We start from the raw sequence: 18308 nt of genomic DNA, 5'->3' as shown, positions 1-18308 counted from the left end.
GAAGGTGGTGAAAAATCCGTGTCCATTAAACAGGACAACCGGCCTTTATATTTACAAGTAATTGACCGATTAAAAAAGGATATTGAAAAAGGGATATATAAAGAAAAAGAAAAATTACCTTCTGAATTTGAATTGGCTAAACAGCTAGGTGTAAGCCGAGCGACGCTTCGTGAAGCGCTTCGGATACTTGAAGAAGAAAGTGTCATTATTAGGCGCCATGGTGTTGGCACATTTGTTCATTCAAAACCGCTTTTTATGTCAGGCATTGAACAGCTCAATAGCGTGACAGATATGATCGTAAATGCTGGCATGGAACCAGGTACTATTTTTCTTTCATCAAACATACAGCAGGCAACTGAAGAAGATGCGCGTCGCTTTTTATGTGCAGTAGATGGGGAGTTAATGGTTATTGAACGAGTAAGAACAGCTAATGGTGAACCCGTTGTTTATTGTATTGATAAAATACCACTTTCTCTTTTTCCAGGGCAGTTTGATGCAGGGCGGGAGTCTCTTTTTACATTGTTTGATGAACTGGAAACAGGTCCAATATCTCATGCGGTTACGAATATTGAGCCGTTCGGCTGGCATGAAAAAATATCACCTATTTTACAATGTGAACCTGAAACAGCGATGCTTACACTAAAACAGCTGCATTATACGGAAAGTGAGTTACCTGTTCTATACTCGGTCAACTTTTTTCGGGCGGATAAGTTCAGTTTCCATGTTTTGCGCAGACGGATGTAAGTAAGACCTTTTTCCTGATATCTTCCATTTTTCCTTGAGTAGCCACGGATGGTTCTAGTAAAGGAAATAAACAAAGAAAAAACACGTCTACCACAAAGGGACGTGTTTTTTACGTTAATAATCATTGAAAATGCCTTTATTCACACGTTAATTATGCCAAAATCTTTTTCATTTCATGAATGCTCCTGTATAGTGAAGATATACTACACTATTAGAAGAGATAGGTGCCTAATCCTTAATTTAATTGGGTTTTCAGAGTTTTTGTTTTATATTCAAAATCATAAAAATCATAAAAATCATAAAAAACTCATATGGAATAAATTTCAATTAAAAATCATGGCTAATTTTAGATCATTCCCTTCATAAATTGACTGAACTTTTTTGCTGCCTTTTCTTCCATGTTCTTTGTCATGTGGGCATAGATGTTCATAGTTGTTTTATAGTCAGAGTGACCGAGCCGCTGCTGGATCTCCTTCACGCCAACACCAGCCTCTATTAAAAGGGACGTATGTGTATGCCGGAAGCCATGCGGTGTAATTTGTTTATCAATGCCTGCTTTCTTCAGAAGTCTCTTTAAACGTGATCTTATCAATGCTGGAAGAAGTGGATAGCCGTCTTCCCGAGCAAATACAAAGTTCATGTCCTCATAGCGCTTTCGATAACGCAGCTTTTGCTCGTTTTGGGCCGTCTTATGTTTTTTAAACAACAACATCACATCTGAATCCATTCGAAGAAGCCGCTTGGAACTTTTTGTTTTCGGCGGAAGTATCTGAAACTGATACGTGTTTCTTGAATAGAAGAGTGTTTTTGTTACTTTAATTGAAGGATTATCCATATCAATATCCGGCCATTTAAGGGCAAGAAGCTCTCCGATTCGAAGACCCGAGTATGCCAGTAGAGAAAAAATAAGGTAATCGTATTTGAGACCATCCATTTTGGCTGTTTTTAAAAAAAGTGCTAGCTCATCTTTCTCTAAGTAGTTCAGATGTTCCGATTCATCCTCATCGTCTAGCGCCTGTTTTTGCTTGTTAGGGAGCTTTACGCCTTCAGTAGGGTCTTTGTTTACTAGTCCTAATTCAAGCCCTCACGGTACATCATACGCATGGAAGAGTGCATGCCACTAATGAAGCTTTTGCTGTATTCACCCGATAATTCATAGAGGCGATCCTGATAGATTTTTTTGGTCAGTTGCCGCATCTGCATATTTCCCCATGGTTCACATAGTTTCTTGAAGGCAGTACGACGTGAAATGATACTTGTTACTTTAGCGTGGTGACTGTACCAATCTAGAAATTCCGCAATAAAGTCATGTAACATCTTCCTGGATTCAGACTTAAACACTCCATCCTCATATTGTTTTTCCAAAAGAGCAGCAGCGCGGATCGACCTGGCAAGATCTACTTATTACCGCTGGAAGAGAAAGAGCCGGGACAAAAAAACAAAGCTGGCAGTTGAACAAAAAATTGGCACGTTGTGCCGGGACCATAAGTTTCGATACGGCTACCGTAAAATCACTGCTTTATTGAAACGGGAAATGTCTATTAGCCATAAAACGGTACAACGCGCGATGCAGGAGTATGGCTGGCAGTGCCGTGTAAAGAGGAAGAAACGCCGCAAAACCGGCCAGCCTTACTATACAGCGGGCGACCTGTTGGATCGTAACTTTCAGGCAGACCGGCCCCTTCAGAGGCTCGTAACGGATATTACATACTTGCCTTTTGGACAGAAAACAATGTATCTTTCCAGTATCCAGGATTTATTCAACGGTGAAATCATTGCCTATTTTATCGGAGACTGCCAGGATATACATTTTGTGCTGCATACGCTGGCTCAGCTGCCATCCTTCCCAGAAGGGTGCATTCTGCACAGCGACCAGGGATCTGTTTACACATCGTATGCTTATCAGCAGGCAGTCAAAGGAAAAGGCATTATCATGAGCATGTCCCGGAAAGGGACGCCCGCTGATAATGCCCCGATCGAATCGTTTCATTCCTCGCTAAAGTCTGAAACGTTCTATCTCGATGAGCTTCGAAGCACTACGACGGCCATCGTTGTGCAAACTGTTGAGAACTATATTCACTATTATAACCATATCCGTATTCAAGTGATACTAAACAACCAGCCGCTTGTCAAGTACCGACAGCTGGCTGCTTAAAAGGTGTTTTGATCCCTGTCTTAAAAACGGGCTCAGTCCCCCCTCCCACTTGGAGGTGTTTTTTCTATAGGTACAATGGTCAGTTATCCAGCGGATGTAAAAATGAAGCATTGGTATAACATACCATTCATTTAGTTTAAAACAAGCCAATAAGAAATCGTTTTTTTAGGAAAGGGTTGTCATTCAGCCATGCTAATGCCAGAATTACTGTTAAGGATTACGCTGATCTTTTTACTTTTATTTCGTTTTTTAACAAGTGAGGAGAGAATCAAATGAAGGATTCGGGATATGTTTCAGAGGAAGGCTTTCAGGACACGGGGATGATATTTAAGTTTATACGCAAAAATAACAAGTTTATCCATACGTTTTCTGAAGGCGAATTACTTTATAAAATGAATTTTCACCCAGAAGGGCTTATTGGAAAAACATTATATGAAGTGTATCCAGACGACATTGAGATGGCAAACTTATTAATTACATATTACGAAAAAGCGTGGGAAGGCCGTTTTGTCGAATACGAAGGTGTGTACAATGATATACAGTATGTGACATATTTAAGACCTTTGGTTTCAGAAGGGAAAGTGGTTGAAATAGTCGGAACGTGTATTGACATCACAAAAAGAAAAAAGATGGAAGAAGACATCCGACAAAAAGAAAATTTATATCGGACGGTTCTTGGAACAATGTCTGAAGCGGTACTGATTGAAACAGGGGGAGAAATCATCACGCTTAATGAAAGCGTAAATAAAATGCTTGGGATTAAAACAGGTGATTTTACAGAATCTTCTATGAAGGAATTAAATCAGGAGTACATAAAAGAAAACGGCTCAACGATTCCTTATTCAGAGCTGCCGGGGGTCATTACCCAGCGGAATGGCACTCCTATTAAAGATTTTATATTAGGAGTAAAAGATAAAAACAAGGAAACAAAGTGGCTTTCTGTTAATTCTAACCCGCTTACATTACCGGGTAAGTATGAACGTTCTGCTCTTGTGACACTTTCCGAAATTACATTTCAAAAACAACAAGAAAGAAAATTAATGGATTCTTACGCTTTTCAGCGCAATTTGATTGATCGGCTGGACAGCGGAATTATTGTGACAGATCGAAATAAAAAGATTAGGCTTATGAACAAGAAGTTTTATGAAATGTTCAAGTTAGACGGCGGGATTGATTTATACATTGGACATCATGCTCCGGACCTACATAGCCTTTTTGACGAAGAAATGAATGAGCTGGAAACTGAAAAGCTCGGAAATCAGAAAAGCATAGCAAAAGAGATTGAAGTCCATCAAACTGTCACACTGCGGTGTAACTGTGTTCCACTTAATGAGGAAAACGAGGATTATGGTTATTTGTGGGGTTTTGAAGATGTGACTGAAAGCAAAAGAATGGAAAAAATGATTATTCAAGCAAAAGAAGAAGCTGAAAAAGCAAATGTAGCTAAATCGGACTTTCTGTCTAAAATGAGCCATGAGCTCCGTACGCCGCTAAATGGCATTCTTGGCTTTGCTCAGCTTTTGGAAGCGGAAGAGGGATTAACCGAAACGCAGCAAGACTTTGTTCAGGAAATTTTAAATGGAGGAAGGCATTTATTAGAATTAGTAAATGAAGTATTGGATTTATCGAGAATCGAAACAGGCAATTTGAAAATTTCAATAGATGAGGTTAATCTTCTTACCGTTATGAACGAATGTATCAATATTGTTCAGCCGCTGGCAAAGAAAAAGAACATAAGCATTCATAATCAATTAACTCCCTTCCAAAACACCTTAGTTCTTGCTGATCCAATTCGCCTTAAACAAATAATCCTTAACCTTCTGGATAATGCCATTAAGTATAACAAGGATTACGGAAAAATAAATATTGATTGCTACCAAAAAGGGAGCGAGCAGGTTGTTCATATCGTGGATACAGGTATAGGGCTTTCAAAAGAAGAATATACTAAAATATTTGTTCCGTTCTATCGAATCGAAGGCACAAAGGAAGCAGGGACAGGCATCGGCTTGTCTCTCGTTAAACAGCTTGTACACTTAATGGGAGGGGATATTAGTGTGACAAGCACTAAAGGAAAAGGAAGTGATTTTTCTTTTAGTCTGCCCGTTCCAACTAATTTAAAAGCCGCTGTCAGGTGGGGTGAACAGGTGGAACCACGTACTGTAAATAATGATAAAGCAGAGCACTACCGCTTGCTCTATATCGAAGATAATAAGGCCAATTTTCATTTAGTAAGTAACATTATTGAATCGCAGCCTTCCTTTACGCTCTTATCAGCCACCACTGGAAAAAAAGGGTTAGAACTCGCAGCGAAGAAAAAAGTGGATTTAATTTTGCTTGATATTAATCTCCCCGATATTCATGGTTACGAAGTTTTTGACAGGCTAAAAAGGAATGAACAAACGAAGGATATTGCCGTTATTGCAGTCAGTGCAAATGCGATGCCGCAGGATATTCAGTATGCCTTGGCTAAAGGGTTTGATAACTATGTGACAAAACCCATAAATGTAAAAGAGTTTTTAACAGTCGTGCAGGAAACGTTAAATAAAACAATTTATCAAAATATCCCAGATCATAAAATTTTAAGCACAGGACCTTACGGGGAAGAAGCTGTCTCCGCAAAAACACTCCAGTTATCTTTAGAAGATTTGAAGAAAATCAAGAAAAAGAACTACAAAGCAGCCATCGCCATGCACTATGGCGGAAGCGATTGGTCAAGGTCCCAAGTGGAAGGAGTAAAAGCCACTTTTGAAAAAATGGGGATTGAGATCGTAGCGGTAACGGATGCCCAATTTGATTGGGAAAAGCAAGTGGCGGATATTGAAGCCATTTTAGCCCAAAGACCGGATATTCTTATAAGTATCCCTGTAAAACCGGCACGAATGGCAAGCATATATAAAAAAGCAGCCCAGGCGAATACAAAGCTGGTATTCATGGATAATATACCAAAGAACCTGCAGCATGGAAAAGATTATGTTAGTATTGTATCCTCTGACAACTATGGAAATGGTATTGAATCCGCTCATGTTATGGCTGATAAATTAGGTGGAAAAGGCAATATAGGTGTTATTTATTATAAAGAGGATTTTTTTGCAACCAAACAAAGAACAGAAGCATTTGAAAAAACGATACAAGAAACTTATCCTAAAATTCAAATTGTTGACCGCATTGGCATTGACGGTCCGAATGAGGGGCAAAAAGCAGCAGCTTCCATGATTGGAAAACATCAGGACTTGAATGGTATCTTTGTCGTGTGGGATGTGCCAGCTGAAGGAGCCTTAAAAGCTGCTCATGCTGAAGGAAGAAATGATTTGGTCATTACAACGGCCGATTTGGGCTTAAATGTGGCAGTGGAAATTGCCCAGGACGGTCTAATAAAGGGACTGGGTGCGCAGCTTCCATACCAGCAGGGAGTCGCTGAAGCCATTCTAGCAGGATATGCGTTAATTGGAAAATATGCGCCGCCCTATGTGGCTGTCCCATCTTTAAGAGTAACAAAAGAAAATATTCTGGACGCCTGGAAACTCGTTTATAACAAGGAGGCGCCAGCCATTATTCAAAAAGCAGCAGCTCAAGAAGAAGTGTAAGGAAAGAGGGAAATACCGGATGAAAGTGTTAATCGCTGAGGATGACGCAGCCTCAAGAAAACTGTTAAGATATTTTATCGGCAGTTTACCTGATTATAAAATTGTTGGAGAAGCAACGAACGGTGAAGAATTAATCAAGTATGTGACGAAAGAAAAACCGGATATTGCTTTGGTGGATATTGGAATGCCTTTAATGGATGGTATGGAAGCAGTTAAAGCATGTAAAGAACTTTTTCCATCCTTGCAGGTTATTTTTACTACCGGCCATGACGATTATGCACTCGAGGCATTTAATGTAAGAGCTGTTGACTATATTTTAAAGCCAATTGAGCGAAATCGTTTATACAGTGCGTTAGAGAGGGCTGCACAAGCCGGTAAAAAAGCTGATAAAGAGCCGTCTGCTAAAAAGAATTTAATGATTAAACAGCACAAAAATATCATTTTTATTCCGCTTGATGACATTATTTTTATCGAGAGAGAGGACCGTAAGTCCATCATCCATACAAGGAACAATCATTTTGAAACAAATGAAACGCTAGCCAGCTTAGAAGATGCCCTTGACTCCCGGTTTATAGCGTCTCATCGATCCTTTATCATCAATATGGGGCTTTTAACAAAAATTGAAGCATCAGGTCAAATGTATAAAGCGTATTTTAAGGATTACGACAAAAAGGCAAGGGTTTCAAAGCATAAAATTGATGAATTGCAAAAGTATAAGTCGTTATAAATAATAAGCTCAGCACAAGCTGCTGAGCTTTTTTATTTTTTTAAATTTCTGCTTTTTTTGTTTAAAAGAACAATTTTTAAGTCTGAAACCTAAAAATTATCTTGTCGAATGGAAGAAAATCATGTCTGAAACCAGTTAGACACATAAAATGAATCCGGTTACAATCCGGTTATAGCAAAACAAGCAGAAACAAAAAAGAAAAGAGAATTCTAAAATGCCAGGAATTAAAGAGGTAGCCAAACAAGCAAATGTTTCAATTGCTACTGTATCAAGGGTGTTAAGCAAACCGGAAACGGTGGCGAAGGAGACTATCAAAAAAGTATTAGAAGTCATCGAAAATTTAAACTATCAACCTAATGCAGCGGCCCGCCAGCTACGAATGTCTGAAACAACAACGATTCTAGTGGTTGTCCCGGATATTACGAATACATTCTTTTCCGATGTGCTGAGAGGGATAGAATTTGTAGCTCTTGAAAACGGTTACCAGGTTTTGCTTGGAGATGCAGACAATAGTGCTGAACGTGAGAAGGGATACTTAAGCATACTTCGCCAAAAAAAGGCAGCAGGAATGATTTTGCTGACAGCTGGAATTGAAGCGGACAACGTGGAAGAAATAGCCTCTGAGTATCCGGTCGTTCTTGCATGCGAATACTTGGAAGGCGTTAATGTTCCGACAGTTTCTATTGACAACGTCAGCAGTGCACGAAAAGCAACCGAGTATCTGATTAATCTTGGGCACAAGAGAATAGGCTTTATCTCAGGCCCCATGAATAGCGTACTGAGCAGAGACAGGCTGAAGGGATTTTATCAGGCGATGGCACAGTATAATCTGAAGGTTGAACCCGAATTAGTGCAGGAAGGCAACTTTTCTTATAAAAGCGGCTTGAATATGATGCTCAAACTTTTAGCGTACAGCCACACACCTACAGCAGTTTTTGCGGCGAACGATGAGATGGCCTTTGGTGCTGTCAATGCAATTGAACGAAAAGGATTATCTGTTCCGAACGACATATCGGTTATTGGCTTTGACAATATAAAGTTTTCGGCCATCTTTAAGCCAGCACTAACAACGATCTCACAGCCGACTTTTGACATAGGGGCAAAGGCAATGGAACTCTTAATAGGCCTCATGACAAAGCAGAAAATGGAGAAAACACAGTTTATTTTAGAAAACAAGCTGGTTCTTCGGGATTCATGCTATAAATGCAGACAGTGAAAGACAAATTTTAAAAAAACGATGTAAACGTTTACGGGCAGAATAAAACAGCCTCACTAGAAGTTTTGATGGCAAAAGCTTTAACGAAAAGGAAAGTAGTTATACTACAGATAATTTTTTTAGTTAATGTAAACGTTTACCTTGGATTCTTTAAAATTCACAAGCTGCTCCTTTTAAGGAGGTGGTGGAGCCGCATTCGCAATCGATGTTGCACTTGTGCAAACTATTTCAAAACGGAGGAAAAACAATGAAATTTGGATACCAAACAAATACGTGGGGCGGGGTTGTCGGTCATCCTGCCGGAGTCACTTCGATAAAAGATCTTTATTACCTGGCGAATGGCTCTACCGAAGAAGCATTAAAAGAGATTTCGGAAGCCGGTTTTAAAGGATTTGAAATTTTTGATGGAAACCTGATGCAATATAAGGACAATAAAGAAGAATTTAAAGCGTTGCTTGCAAAATACAAACTAACCTTGATTGGTGTTTATACAGGCGGCAACTTTATTTATTCAGATATTTTAGAAGAAGAACTTACAAAAATTGAAGAAGTAGCTGCACTTTCTGCTGAATTTAGTGCTCGTCATTTAGTTATCGGCGGAGGAGCTGTCCGTTCGGCGGGTATTCTAGAAAGCGATTACGAAGATTTGGGGACAGCACTTAATAAGGTACAAGAGATTGCAGAAAAACATGGGTTGATCCCAACGTATCACCCGCATCTTGGAACGAATGTGGAAGCGCCTGAACAATTAGATAAGTTAATGCAGCATACAACTATCGGTTTATGCCCTGATACGGCTCATATTGAAGCAGGCGGCGGTGATCCAGTTGAGGTGGTCCGCAAGTATGCAGACCGAATTAAATACATTCATTTTAAAGACTATCAAAATGGTGAATTTCTACCGCTCGGTGAAGGTCATCAGAAGTTTGATGAAATGGTCCGCCTTCTGAATGAAGCCGGTTACGATGACTGGATTACGGTTGAACTGGACAGCTATGAAGTGCCGAAGCAAGGCGCAGAAATCAGCCGTCGTTTCTTATCTTCTTTTGAAAAGTAATAGATAAAGAGAATTAACAAACAAAGGGGATGGGACTATGAAAAGAAAATCTTCACTATTAACAGCTATGTTATTGGGTGGCAGCCTCATGCTTGCTGCATGCGGCGGGGAAAGCGCTTCAAAAACAGAAGAGAGCCAGCAAAAAGCAGTAAAGCTTGAAGAAACAGGACCATTGACAATCAATCCTGAAATTTCATCCGAACAAGAAATTTTGAGCAAAGGTCCAAACGGGGAAGATGCTTTTTCAGCCATTAAGCTGCAATTGACTGAAGAAGAACTGGCAAAAATTAAAGAAGGTAAATACAAAGCGGCTATTGTCATGCACTACACAGGAAATGATTACTCGACAGCACAAATAAACGGCTTAAAAGCTGCTTTTAAAAGAATGGGGATTGAAGTAGTAGCAGTAACAGACGGACAGTTTAAGCCTGAAAAACAAATTGCTGATATTGAAACGGTTCTGGCAAAATCACCTGATATCATTGTCAGCTTGCCTGTAGATCCTACTTCTACTGCTGCTTCATTTAAAAAAGCGGCTGAAGCCGGCGTGAAATTAGTGTTTATGGATGTTCCACCAACTGGTTTAACTGCTGGGAAGGACTATTTAAGCGTTGTTTCTTCAGATAACTACGGAAATGGGGTAGCAGCTGCAGAAACAATGGCAAAACAACTTGGCGGCAAAGGGAAAATCGGTGTTATCTTCCACGATGTTGACTTCTTTGTAAACAATCAGCGTGTTGAAGCATTTGAAACAACAATCAAAGAAAAGTATCCAGATATTGAAATCGTTGCACGGGGCGGTATCACAAGCCCGAATGATGGTGAAGAAGTGGCTTCAGGCATGTTGACTAAACATAATGACCTGGATGGCATCTTTGCTATTTGGGATGTGCCTGCAGAAGGGGTGTTAGCGGCAGCCCGGGCAACAGGAAATGAAGATTTAGTGATCACAACAGTTGACTTAGGTACGAATGCAGCGCTGGACATTGCTTCTGGCGGAAGCATTAAAGGACTTGGAGCTCAGCTTCCGTACGATCAGGGCATCGCAGAAGCTATTTTAGCAGGGCAGGCTCTTCTTGGAAAAGAAGTACCGCCGTATGTAGCAGTTCCAGGGCTGAGTGTAACAGAAGAAAACGTATTAGATGCCTGGCAGTTAGTGTACCGTCAGCCGGCACCAGAAGTAGTTCAAAGTGCTGCAAAATAAAGACAATTACTATTTAGGAGGAAAATGAAATGAAAAAATTAAACGTAGGTATGATTGGCGGAGGATTTATGGGGAAAGCGCATGCACTTGCGTATGCAGGGATGCCAATGTTTTTCTGGCCGGCTCCAGTTGTTCCACACCGCCACACAGTAGTAGACGTAACAGAAGAACTGGCAAAAGATGCAGCAGCCCGCCTTGGTTTTGACAACTATTCTTCTGACTGGAGAAAAGTAGTCGAAGACCCGGAAATCGATATTATCGACATTGTAACGCCAAATGATTCCCATGCAGAAATTGCGATCGCAGCCGCAAAAGCAGGCAAGCATATTATTTCCGAAAAGCCGCTTGCGCGTGATGCAGCGGAAGCCAAAACCATGCTAGATGCCGTAAAAGAAGCAGGCGTAAAGCACATGGTTGCGTTCAACTACCGCAGAACACCAGCGGTTGCGCTGGCGAAAAAATATATTGAAGAAGGCAAGCTGGGCAAGATTTTGAATTTCCGCGGCACGTACCTGCAGGACTGGTCGGCTGATCCGAATTCACCACTTTCATGGCGCTTCCAAAAAGACCGTGCCGGCTCTGGAGCTTTAGGAGATATTGGTACACACGTGATTGACTTTGCCCGCTACCTTGTCGGTGAAATCTCCGATGTAAACGCTGTTGCAAAAACATGGATCGGCGAACGCCCAATTCAAAGCGGGGGCGCTGATAAGCTTGGCACCGTGAAAGCAGATGAAGATGTACCAAAAGCAGCGGTTGATGTAGATGATGAATTCATGACACTCGTGAAATTTGAAAACGGTGCTGTTGGAAGCATTGAGGCTACCCGTAACGCGTGGGGACGCAATAACTTCTTAACATTTGAAATTCACGGTGAAAAAGGGTCTCTTGTCTTTAACTATGAGCGCCGTGACGAACTTCAAGTGTGCTTCTCAGATGATCCAGGTGACAGCCGTGGCTTCAGAACCGTGTATACAGGTCCTGCTCATCCATACGGAGAAGGTTTATGGCCAATCCCGGCACTTGGAATCGGCTATGGGGAAACTAAAATTATTGAAACGTATGACTTTATGAAATCCATTGCGGAAGACACAAGCGTCTCACCAGACTTTGAAGACGGCTACCAAATCGCAGTGATTTCAGATGCAATCCTGGAATCAGCCGAAAAAGGCGAATGGGTGAACCTTTCGAAAACAGGTGAAATGGTAGATCTTTCGAAATAAGAAATTCAAAAAAATAGATGGAGGCTGCAGCTGCAGCCTCTGTTAAAAAGAAGGTGAATGAGATTGGAAAAGCCAATGCTTTCAATGAAAAATATCTCAAAAGCGTTTAATGGAATTACCGTACTTAATTCAGTCGATTTCTCTGTTGAAAAAGGCGAAGTTCACGCTTTGATGGGCGGAAATGGGGCCGGAAAATCGACACTGATGAAAATTTTAACAGGTGTTTATACAACCGATCAGGGTGAAATTTACATTGATGGTGAAGTTGTTCAAATTAACAATACAGATGATGCCAGAAAAAATTATATATCGATGATTTTTCAGGAGTTCAGCTTAATTCCCACATTAACAGTGGCACAAAATATTTTTCTTACCAGAGAAGATAAAACATCCATTGGGTTATTAAATGATAAAGAATGTGTTGAAAAAACAAGAAAACTGCTTCAAGAGCTAGAAGTCGATATTGATCCGAATGAACTTGTCGGAAACCTTGGAGTGGGGTACTGGCAAATGACTGAAATCGCAAAAGCATTATCGCAGGAAACCAAAATTCTCGTCATGGACGAGCCGACCGCTTCTTTGACAAAAAAAGAAACAGAAGTTTTATTTTCCTTTATTAATCAGTTGAAATCAAAAGGCTATGCGATTATTTATATTTCGCATCGCATGGATGAGATTCTTGAAATTTGTGACCGTATTACGATTTTACGCGACGGAAAACATGTCGCTACTGAAGACTGCAAACAAATCGATCTAGACATGGTTATTCAGTACATTGTCGGATCGGGTATGGATAAAGCGTTTGAATGGAAGGAACGGGAGTATGCAAAAGATGCTGCACCTGTATTGGAAGTGAAAAATTTAACAGTAGGGTCAAAAGTACAAGGTGTTAATTTTAACCTGTATCCAGGTGAGATCGTGGGCATCGCCGGATTAATGGGAAGCGGCCGGACTGAAACCGTAAGCGCTATCTTCGGAACAGGTCCGAAAGACAGCGGCGATATCGTTGTAAACGGTAAGCCGGTAACGATTAAAAATGCATCGGATGCCATAAAAGCAGGATTAGCGCTTATTCCAGAAGACCGGCGTGTACAGGGTCTTGTTTTAGAACATAGTGTGAAAGATAACATCATTCTGCCGATCTTATCGAAAATGCAGAAAGGTTTCTTTATTGATAATAAAAAAGCCAATAAAGTGGCCAATGACTTTGTTAGAAAACTAAACATTAAAACAGATGATATTTATAAAACTACTAATCTATTATCTGGCGGCAATCAGCAAAAAATTGTTTTGGCAAAATGGCTGGCGAATGATCCATCTGTGCTAATACTTGATGAACCAACCATTGGTGTAGACATTGGAGCGAAAACCGAGATTGTGGATGTTGTGCGCGAACTCGCAAACAGCGGGAAAGCCATTTTGGTCATTTCCTCAGAACTTCCTGAGCTTCTCGCATTAAGTGACCGTGTACTAGTCATGCATGAAGGGCGAATGATTAAGGAAATGCAAAGACGTGATATTGAAACAGAGGAGGAATTACAACATGCAATCCAAGGATTCTAATTTAAACGGTACAGTTGTTCTAGGCAGCCATACGGTTTCGCGCAAGAAGAAATCAATCGATTGGCGGGACTACATTGTCTACCTTGCTTTTATCGGTGTAATCATTTATTTCTCACTCACATTACATGACCAGGGATTTGTTTCAACGGACAACTTGCTTAACATTATTCGTCAAACAGCAATGATTTCATTAATGGGTCTTGCGATGACATTTGTTATCAGCACCGGAGAAATTGACTTGTCTGTTGGTTCAATTGCCGCATTGTCTTCTTTAACAGCAGCATTGACCATCCAAGCCGGATTTGGCATGATCGGCGGCGTAGCAGTTGGTTTAGGGACAGGGCTTCTTGTTGGATTAGTGAATGGTTTGTTAGTAACAAAACTGGCGATTCCATCTTTCCTGGTGACACTTGGTACGATGGGAACCGTCGCAGGTCTTGCAATGTGGATTACGGACACGGCACCAGTGCCGATTGTAGACGCAACATTCAACTTTGTATTTGGTTCAGGAGATATCGGACCGATTCCTATTCTTTTAGTTTGGACAGTATTAGCAACTATTATCGCTCATTTTTTACTGCGCAAGACATCATTTGGAAGACAAACACTTGCCACAGGGGGAAATGAAAGCGCTGCAAGATTCTCAGGTGTAAAAACACAACGCATTAAGCTTCTTGTTTTCCTCGGTTCTGGTTTTATGGCGGGGTTTGCCGGGCTGCTTTATGCAGGACGCATGCATGCCGGGCGTTTTACGTTTGGGGAAGGGGACGAACTTTCCGTTATCGCTGCAGTAATCCTTGGCGGAACAAGCCTTTTCGGCGGCGTAGGGACAGTCATTGGTACAGTCATCGGTTCATTAATGATCGGAACCATTAACAATGGGTTGATCATTATGGGTCTTGATGTCAGCCAGCAAATGATGATTAAAGGATTAATTATCATCCTGGCTGTAGCGTTTGGTAAAAAAGCAATTAAGCGTTAAGTCGAACAGGAGGGGCATAAATGAAGAAAATAAAAGAAGGAGGTTATACTATGAAGCTAGGTGTATTTACTGTTTTATATCAACAGCTGCCCTTTGAGGAAATGCTGGACAAGCTGCAAGAAATGGGCGTGGAGGCAGTAGAGCTCGGAACCGGTAATTATCCGGGAAACAGCCATTGTAATCCAGATGAGCTTTTGGGCAGTCCTGAGAAAGCAAAAGCGTTTAAAAAAGCTGTTGAAAGCCGGGGAATGACAATAAGCGGGTTGAGCTGCCATGGCAACCCGCTTCACCCGGACAAAAAATTTGCATCAGAATCTCATGCCGTATGGCAGAAAACTGTGAAGCTTGCAGAACGCCTGGAAATCCCGGTTGTAAATGGCTTTTCCGGCTGTCCCGGAGATCATGCCGAAGCGAAATTTCCAAACTGGGTGACTTGTTCCTGGCCGCCGGAGTATGCGGAAATGCTCGACTGGCAATGGAATGAAGTCGTGATTCCATACTGGAAAGAAGAAGTGAAATTTGCACAATCGCATGGGATTAATCAAATTGCACTTGAAATGCACCCCGGATTCGTTGTTTATAATCCAGACACCTTACTGAGGTTGAGAGAACATGCAGGAGAAGCAATTGGTGCGAATTTTGATCCAAGCCATCTCCTCTGGCAGGGAATTAATCCGGTAGAAGCGGTTAAAAAACTTGGAAAAGAAAATGCAATCTATCATTTCCATGCAAAAGATACGTATTTAGATCAAGCCAATATTGATGTAAACGGTGTGCTTGACACAAAACACTACAGTGACATTTTAAACCGTGCCTGGACATTCCGTTCTGTTGGGTACGGACAGAATGAAAAAATGTGGAAAGATATCATGAGCGCGCTCCGAGCGGTTGGCTATGATTATGTGGTGTCGATCGAGCACGAAGATATGCTTGCTTCTGTTGATGAAGGGCTGGGCAAAGCGATTTCTTTATTAAAAGACGTGATGTTTAAAGAGCAAATCGGGGAAATGTGGTGGGCTTAAAAAGCTCCAGTATTGCTATTTAAAACAGCCAGGAAATGAAAGGGGAAGCCGCTATGATTAAGTATTCATATAATACACTCGTGTATGCAGGGGAAGACATTGAAACGAGCATCGCTAGATTATCAAAATTCGGCTATGACGGCGTCGAATTTGTGGGAGAACCTGAACAGCAGGATCGTGTACTCATTAAAGAATTGCTTAGTAAGTATAATATCGCTGCTTCCACTATTTGTGCAATTTACAACCCAGAAAGAGATGTAATCTCCAGCAGAAAAGAAATTAGAAAAAACGCAGTAGAGTACATTAAAAGCTGTGTTGACTTTGCTCAGTTTATTGGTGCGACAGGAATTTCGCTAACACCCACTGCCTGTATGAAAATACACCAGGAGGCCGATAGAAAAACTGAATTTTCTTGGGCTGTTGAAGGAATTAAAGAAGCGGGAACATATGCAGGTGAACACGGAGTCAGAATTACAGTGGAGCCGTGGAATCGCTATGAAAATTATTTCATTAACCGTATGGAACAGTCTCTGGAGCTTGTACATGCCATCGATTTACCGAGCGTTGGATGCATGGGTGATACATACCATATGAACATTGAAGAAGTAGATATTGGCGATGCAATCCGCCTCGCTGGCGACAAGTTATATCATTTGCATATCGCGGACAGCAATAGAGCAGCACCTGGCAGAGGCCATATTGATTTTAACCTTGTAAAGAAAGCGCTTCAGGATATTAACTACAGCGGATATTTAACAATGGAACTATTGCCTGCCTTTGCCGATCCATTTAATGGTGTGCGCTGTGAAGAGTTTTATGATCAATACACGGAAGAGTCGATCGTTTTCCTGAAAAACCTGTTTAAGGAGGAAGCATGATGACAAATGAAATGAAAGCAGCTGTAACATACGGAAAACAAAATTTAAAAATTGAACGGGTTCCTGTTCCTGAAATTAAAGATAATGAAGTACTAATTAAAGTGAAAGCATGCGGAATATGCGGTACAGATCCGCATATTTACAACGGTCATTTTCCTGCACCGATGCCGCTCATTCAAGGTCATGAATTTGCCGGAGAAGTTGTGAAGGTCGGCTCAAATGTAACAAGTGTTGCAGTAGGAGACCGTGTAACAGCGGATATTAATATCAGCTGCGGAAATTGTTACTATTGCCGGACAGGACAAAAGCTTTTCTGTGAAAATATTACCCAGCTCGGTGTTCATGTGAATGGTGCATTTGCTGAGTATGTGAAAGCTCCGGAAAATAATGTTTATATATTGCCAGAGGGCATGTCTTGGGAAGAAGGAGCTTATATCGAACCGCTCGCTTGTGTCATAAGAGGACAGGAACGCGCAAATGTCAGCATGGGTGACACGGTTGCCATTATCGGAGCTGGCCCAATGGGTCTTGCGCATGCGCTAATGGCAAAGTTAAACGGCGCAACCAAAGTCATTATTTCGGAAATGAACCAGGCACGTCTTCAAAAAGCAAGAGATCTAGGTGTAGACGTTGTCATTGATGCCTCAGAAACGGATCCTGTTCAAGAAGTGCTTAATCAGACAGATGGACGAGGGGCTGATGTTGTATTTGAAGTAGTAGGTGCGATTCCTACTTATCAGCAGGCATTAAATCTAGTAAGAAAAGGCGGCACATTAGTTGCGTACGGCGCCGCGCCTGCTGATCAGGCTATGCAAATTAAGCCTTTTGATATTTTCAGCAAAGAATTAACGATCGTAGGCTCGTATGCAGGTACGTACGGAACATGGGTAAAAGCAATTGAATTAATTTCATCAAAAAGATTTAACCCTCATAATATCTTCAGTAAAACGGTTGCGCTGGATCAGCTGGAAGATGGAATTGTAGAGGCCGACAAGAATAAGGATACGATTAAACTTCTAGTTACTGTAGCTGATTAAAAAAACGGTGAAGCGGGATACAGGCAGAGATTGTTTCTGCTTTTATCCCTTTTCTCCCATATAGGTGGAGGGATTTACATGTTTGAGTATAGTGCCACACAGTGGATTTACGGTAATGAAAACTTAGAAGACAGTTTAAAAAGATTAAAAAAATACGGTTATCAAGGTGTTGAATTAGCTGGAGAGCCTGATTCAATCAACATTGAAGCCACGAAGCAATTACTTAAAAAGTATGGGTTAAAATGCAGCTCGATCTGTGGAATTTACACACCTGAACGAGACCTTTCCTCTGCAGATGAACAAGTGAGAAAAAATGCGGTGGAATACGTGAAAAAATGTGTGAATTTAGCGAAAAGCTTACACGCTTCGACTGTTATTGTTGTTCCGACATGCGTAGGGAAAGTTCAGCCGGAAACGACCATCAAAGAAGAATGGAATTATGCCATTGACGGCGTAAAAAAAGCGGGGCTTTATGCAAAAGAGCACAATATTACATTGGCTCTTGAAACGCTAAATCGGTACGAGACCTATTTGGCTAACAATTTAGAATTAGGATTGAGGTTTGTAAAAGAAGTTGACTTGGAAAGTGTTAAGATCATGGCTGATTTGTTTCATATGAGTTTAGAGGAGCGGGACATGATTCAATCTTTAAAAAAGATTTCACCTTATCTTGCTCACGTTCATATAGCAGATAATACACGTGAAGCAGCCGGGCTTGGCCAAACAGACTTCAAGCCTGTGATCTCTTTTCTAAAGGAACTAGGCTATAAAGGATATATTACGATGGAATTTTTACCGGCCGTGTCAAATCCGTATCTTGCGTCATCGCTTCAAGGGGAAGCGAATATTTTTGATCATTTTACAGAGCAGTCTATCAAGCATATGAAAGAAATTGTCCAAACGGTTTAAGCAGATG

At 41.1% G+C, this 18308-nt stretch carries 14 protein-coding genes and 1 pseudogene; 14 read left to right on the top strand and 1 reads right to left on the bottom strand.

Annotated features, from left to right (window positions below; translation table 11 throughout):
• The first annotated feature begins 18 nt into the window (after positions 1-18).
• Positions 19-744, top strand: coding sequence for a GntR family transcriptional regulator (locus tag ACZYRN_RS08950; protein WP_488911738.1), 726 nt, complete (start codon positions 19-21; stop codon positions 742-744).
• A 346-nt stretch (positions 745-1090) separates the two neighbouring features.
• Here ACZYRN_RS08950 and ACZYRN_RS08945 read toward each other — a convergent pair whose 3' ends face one another.
• Positions 1091-1729: a site-specific integrase gene (locus ACZYRN_RS08945; protein ID WP_488911737.1), complete on the bottom strand. Its 639-nt coding sequence runs from the start codon at positions 1727-1729 to the stop codon at positions 1091-1093.
• Positions 1730-2137: 408 nt separating this feature from the next.
• Here ACZYRN_RS08945 and ACZYRN_RS08940 point away from each other — a divergent pair.
• From ACZYRN_RS08940 to ACZYRN_RS08880, 13 genes and pseudogenes are all read left to right on the top strand, one after another.
• Positions 2138-2899 (top strand): annotated as a pseudogene (locus tag ACZYRN_RS08940) (IS3 family transposase); the annotation flags it as partial.
• 272 nt (positions 2900-3171) lie between these two features.
• A complete protein-coding gene (locus ACZYRN_RS08935) occupies positions 3172-6483 on the top strand; it encodes a substrate-binding domain-containing protein (RefSeq protein WP_488911202.1) in 3312 nt (1103 codons plus the stop codon).
• A gap of 19 nt (positions 6484-6502) precedes the next feature.
• The gene (locus ACZYRN_RS08930; RefSeq protein ID WP_488911201.1) at positions 6503-7210 is read left to right on the top strand and encodes a LytR/AlgR family response regulator transcription factor; all 708 of its coding nucleotides are present in this window, start codon (positions 6503-6505) and stop codon (positions 7208-7210) included.
• Between the two features lie 214 nt (positions 7211-7424).
• Positions 7425-8426, top strand: a complete 1002-nt coding sequence (locus ACZYRN_RS08925; RefSeq protein WP_488911200.1) for a LacI family DNA-binding transcriptional regulator — start codon at positions 7425-7427, stop codon at positions 8424-8426.
• Between the two features lie 247 nt (positions 8427-8673).
• Positions 8674-9483: a sugar phosphate isomerase/epimerase family protein gene (locus ACZYRN_RS08920; RefSeq protein ID WP_488911199.1), complete on the top strand. Its 810-nt coding sequence runs from the start codon at positions 8674-8676 to the stop codon at positions 9481-9483.
• Positions 9484-9520: 37 nt separating this feature from the next.
• On the top strand, positions 9521-10687 hold the full coding sequence (locus ACZYRN_RS08915; RefSeq protein ID WP_488911198.1) for a substrate-binding domain-containing protein: 1167 nt from the start codon (positions 9521-9523) through the stop codon (positions 10685-10687).
• Between the two features lie 29 nt (positions 10688-10716).
• The gene (locus ACZYRN_RS08910) at positions 10717-11910 is read left to right on the top strand and encodes a levoglucosan dehydrogenase (RefSeq protein ID WP_488911197.1); all 1194 of its coding nucleotides are present in this window, start codon (positions 10717-10719) and stop codon (positions 11908-11910) included.
• 63 nt (positions 11911-11973) lie between these two features.
• Positions 11974-13473: a sugar ABC transporter ATP-binding protein gene (locus tag ACZYRN_RS08905; RefSeq protein WP_488911196.1), complete on the top strand. Its 1500-nt coding sequence runs from the start codon at positions 11974-11976 to the stop codon at positions 13471-13473.
• Positions 13454-14455: an ABC transporter permease gene (locus ACZYRN_RS08900; RefSeq protein WP_488911195.1), complete on the top strand. Its 1002-nt coding sequence runs from the start codon at positions 13454-13456 to the stop codon at positions 14453-14455. The genes ACZYRN_RS08905 and ACZYRN_RS08900 overlap by 20 nt, the downstream gene beginning before the upstream one ends.
• Before the next feature lie 50 nt (positions 14456-14505).
• Complete coding sequence (locus tag ACZYRN_RS08895) at positions 14506-15477, top strand: sugar phosphate isomerase/epimerase family protein (protein ID WP_488911736.1); 972 nt, start codon at positions 14506-14508, stop codon at positions 15475-15477.
• Between the two features lie 53 nt (positions 15478-15530).
• Entirely contained in the window at positions 15531-16355 is an 825-nt protein-coding gene (locus ACZYRN_RS08890; protein ID WP_488911194.1) for a TIM barrel protein, read from the top strand.
• A complete protein-coding gene (locus tag ACZYRN_RS08885) occupies positions 16355-17392 on the top strand; it encodes a zinc-dependent alcohol dehydrogenase family protein (protein WP_488911193.1) in 1038 nt (345 codons plus the stop codon). Before ACZYRN_RS08890 ends, ACZYRN_RS08885 begins: the two co-directional genes overlap by 1 nt.
• Positions 17393-17470: 78 nt before the next feature.
• Complete coding sequence (locus ACZYRN_RS08880) at positions 17471-18301, top strand: sugar phosphate isomerase/epimerase family protein (RefSeq protein ID WP_488911192.1); 831 nt, start codon at positions 17471-17473, stop codon at positions 18299-18301.
• Positions 18302-18308 lie beyond the last annotated feature (7 nt).

The sequence above is a fragment of the Domibacillus sp. F004 genome (assembly GCF_057814295.1).
Note: the sequence above shows the minus strand (reverse complement) of the source record. Positions and strands in the feature narration are given on the sequence as shown.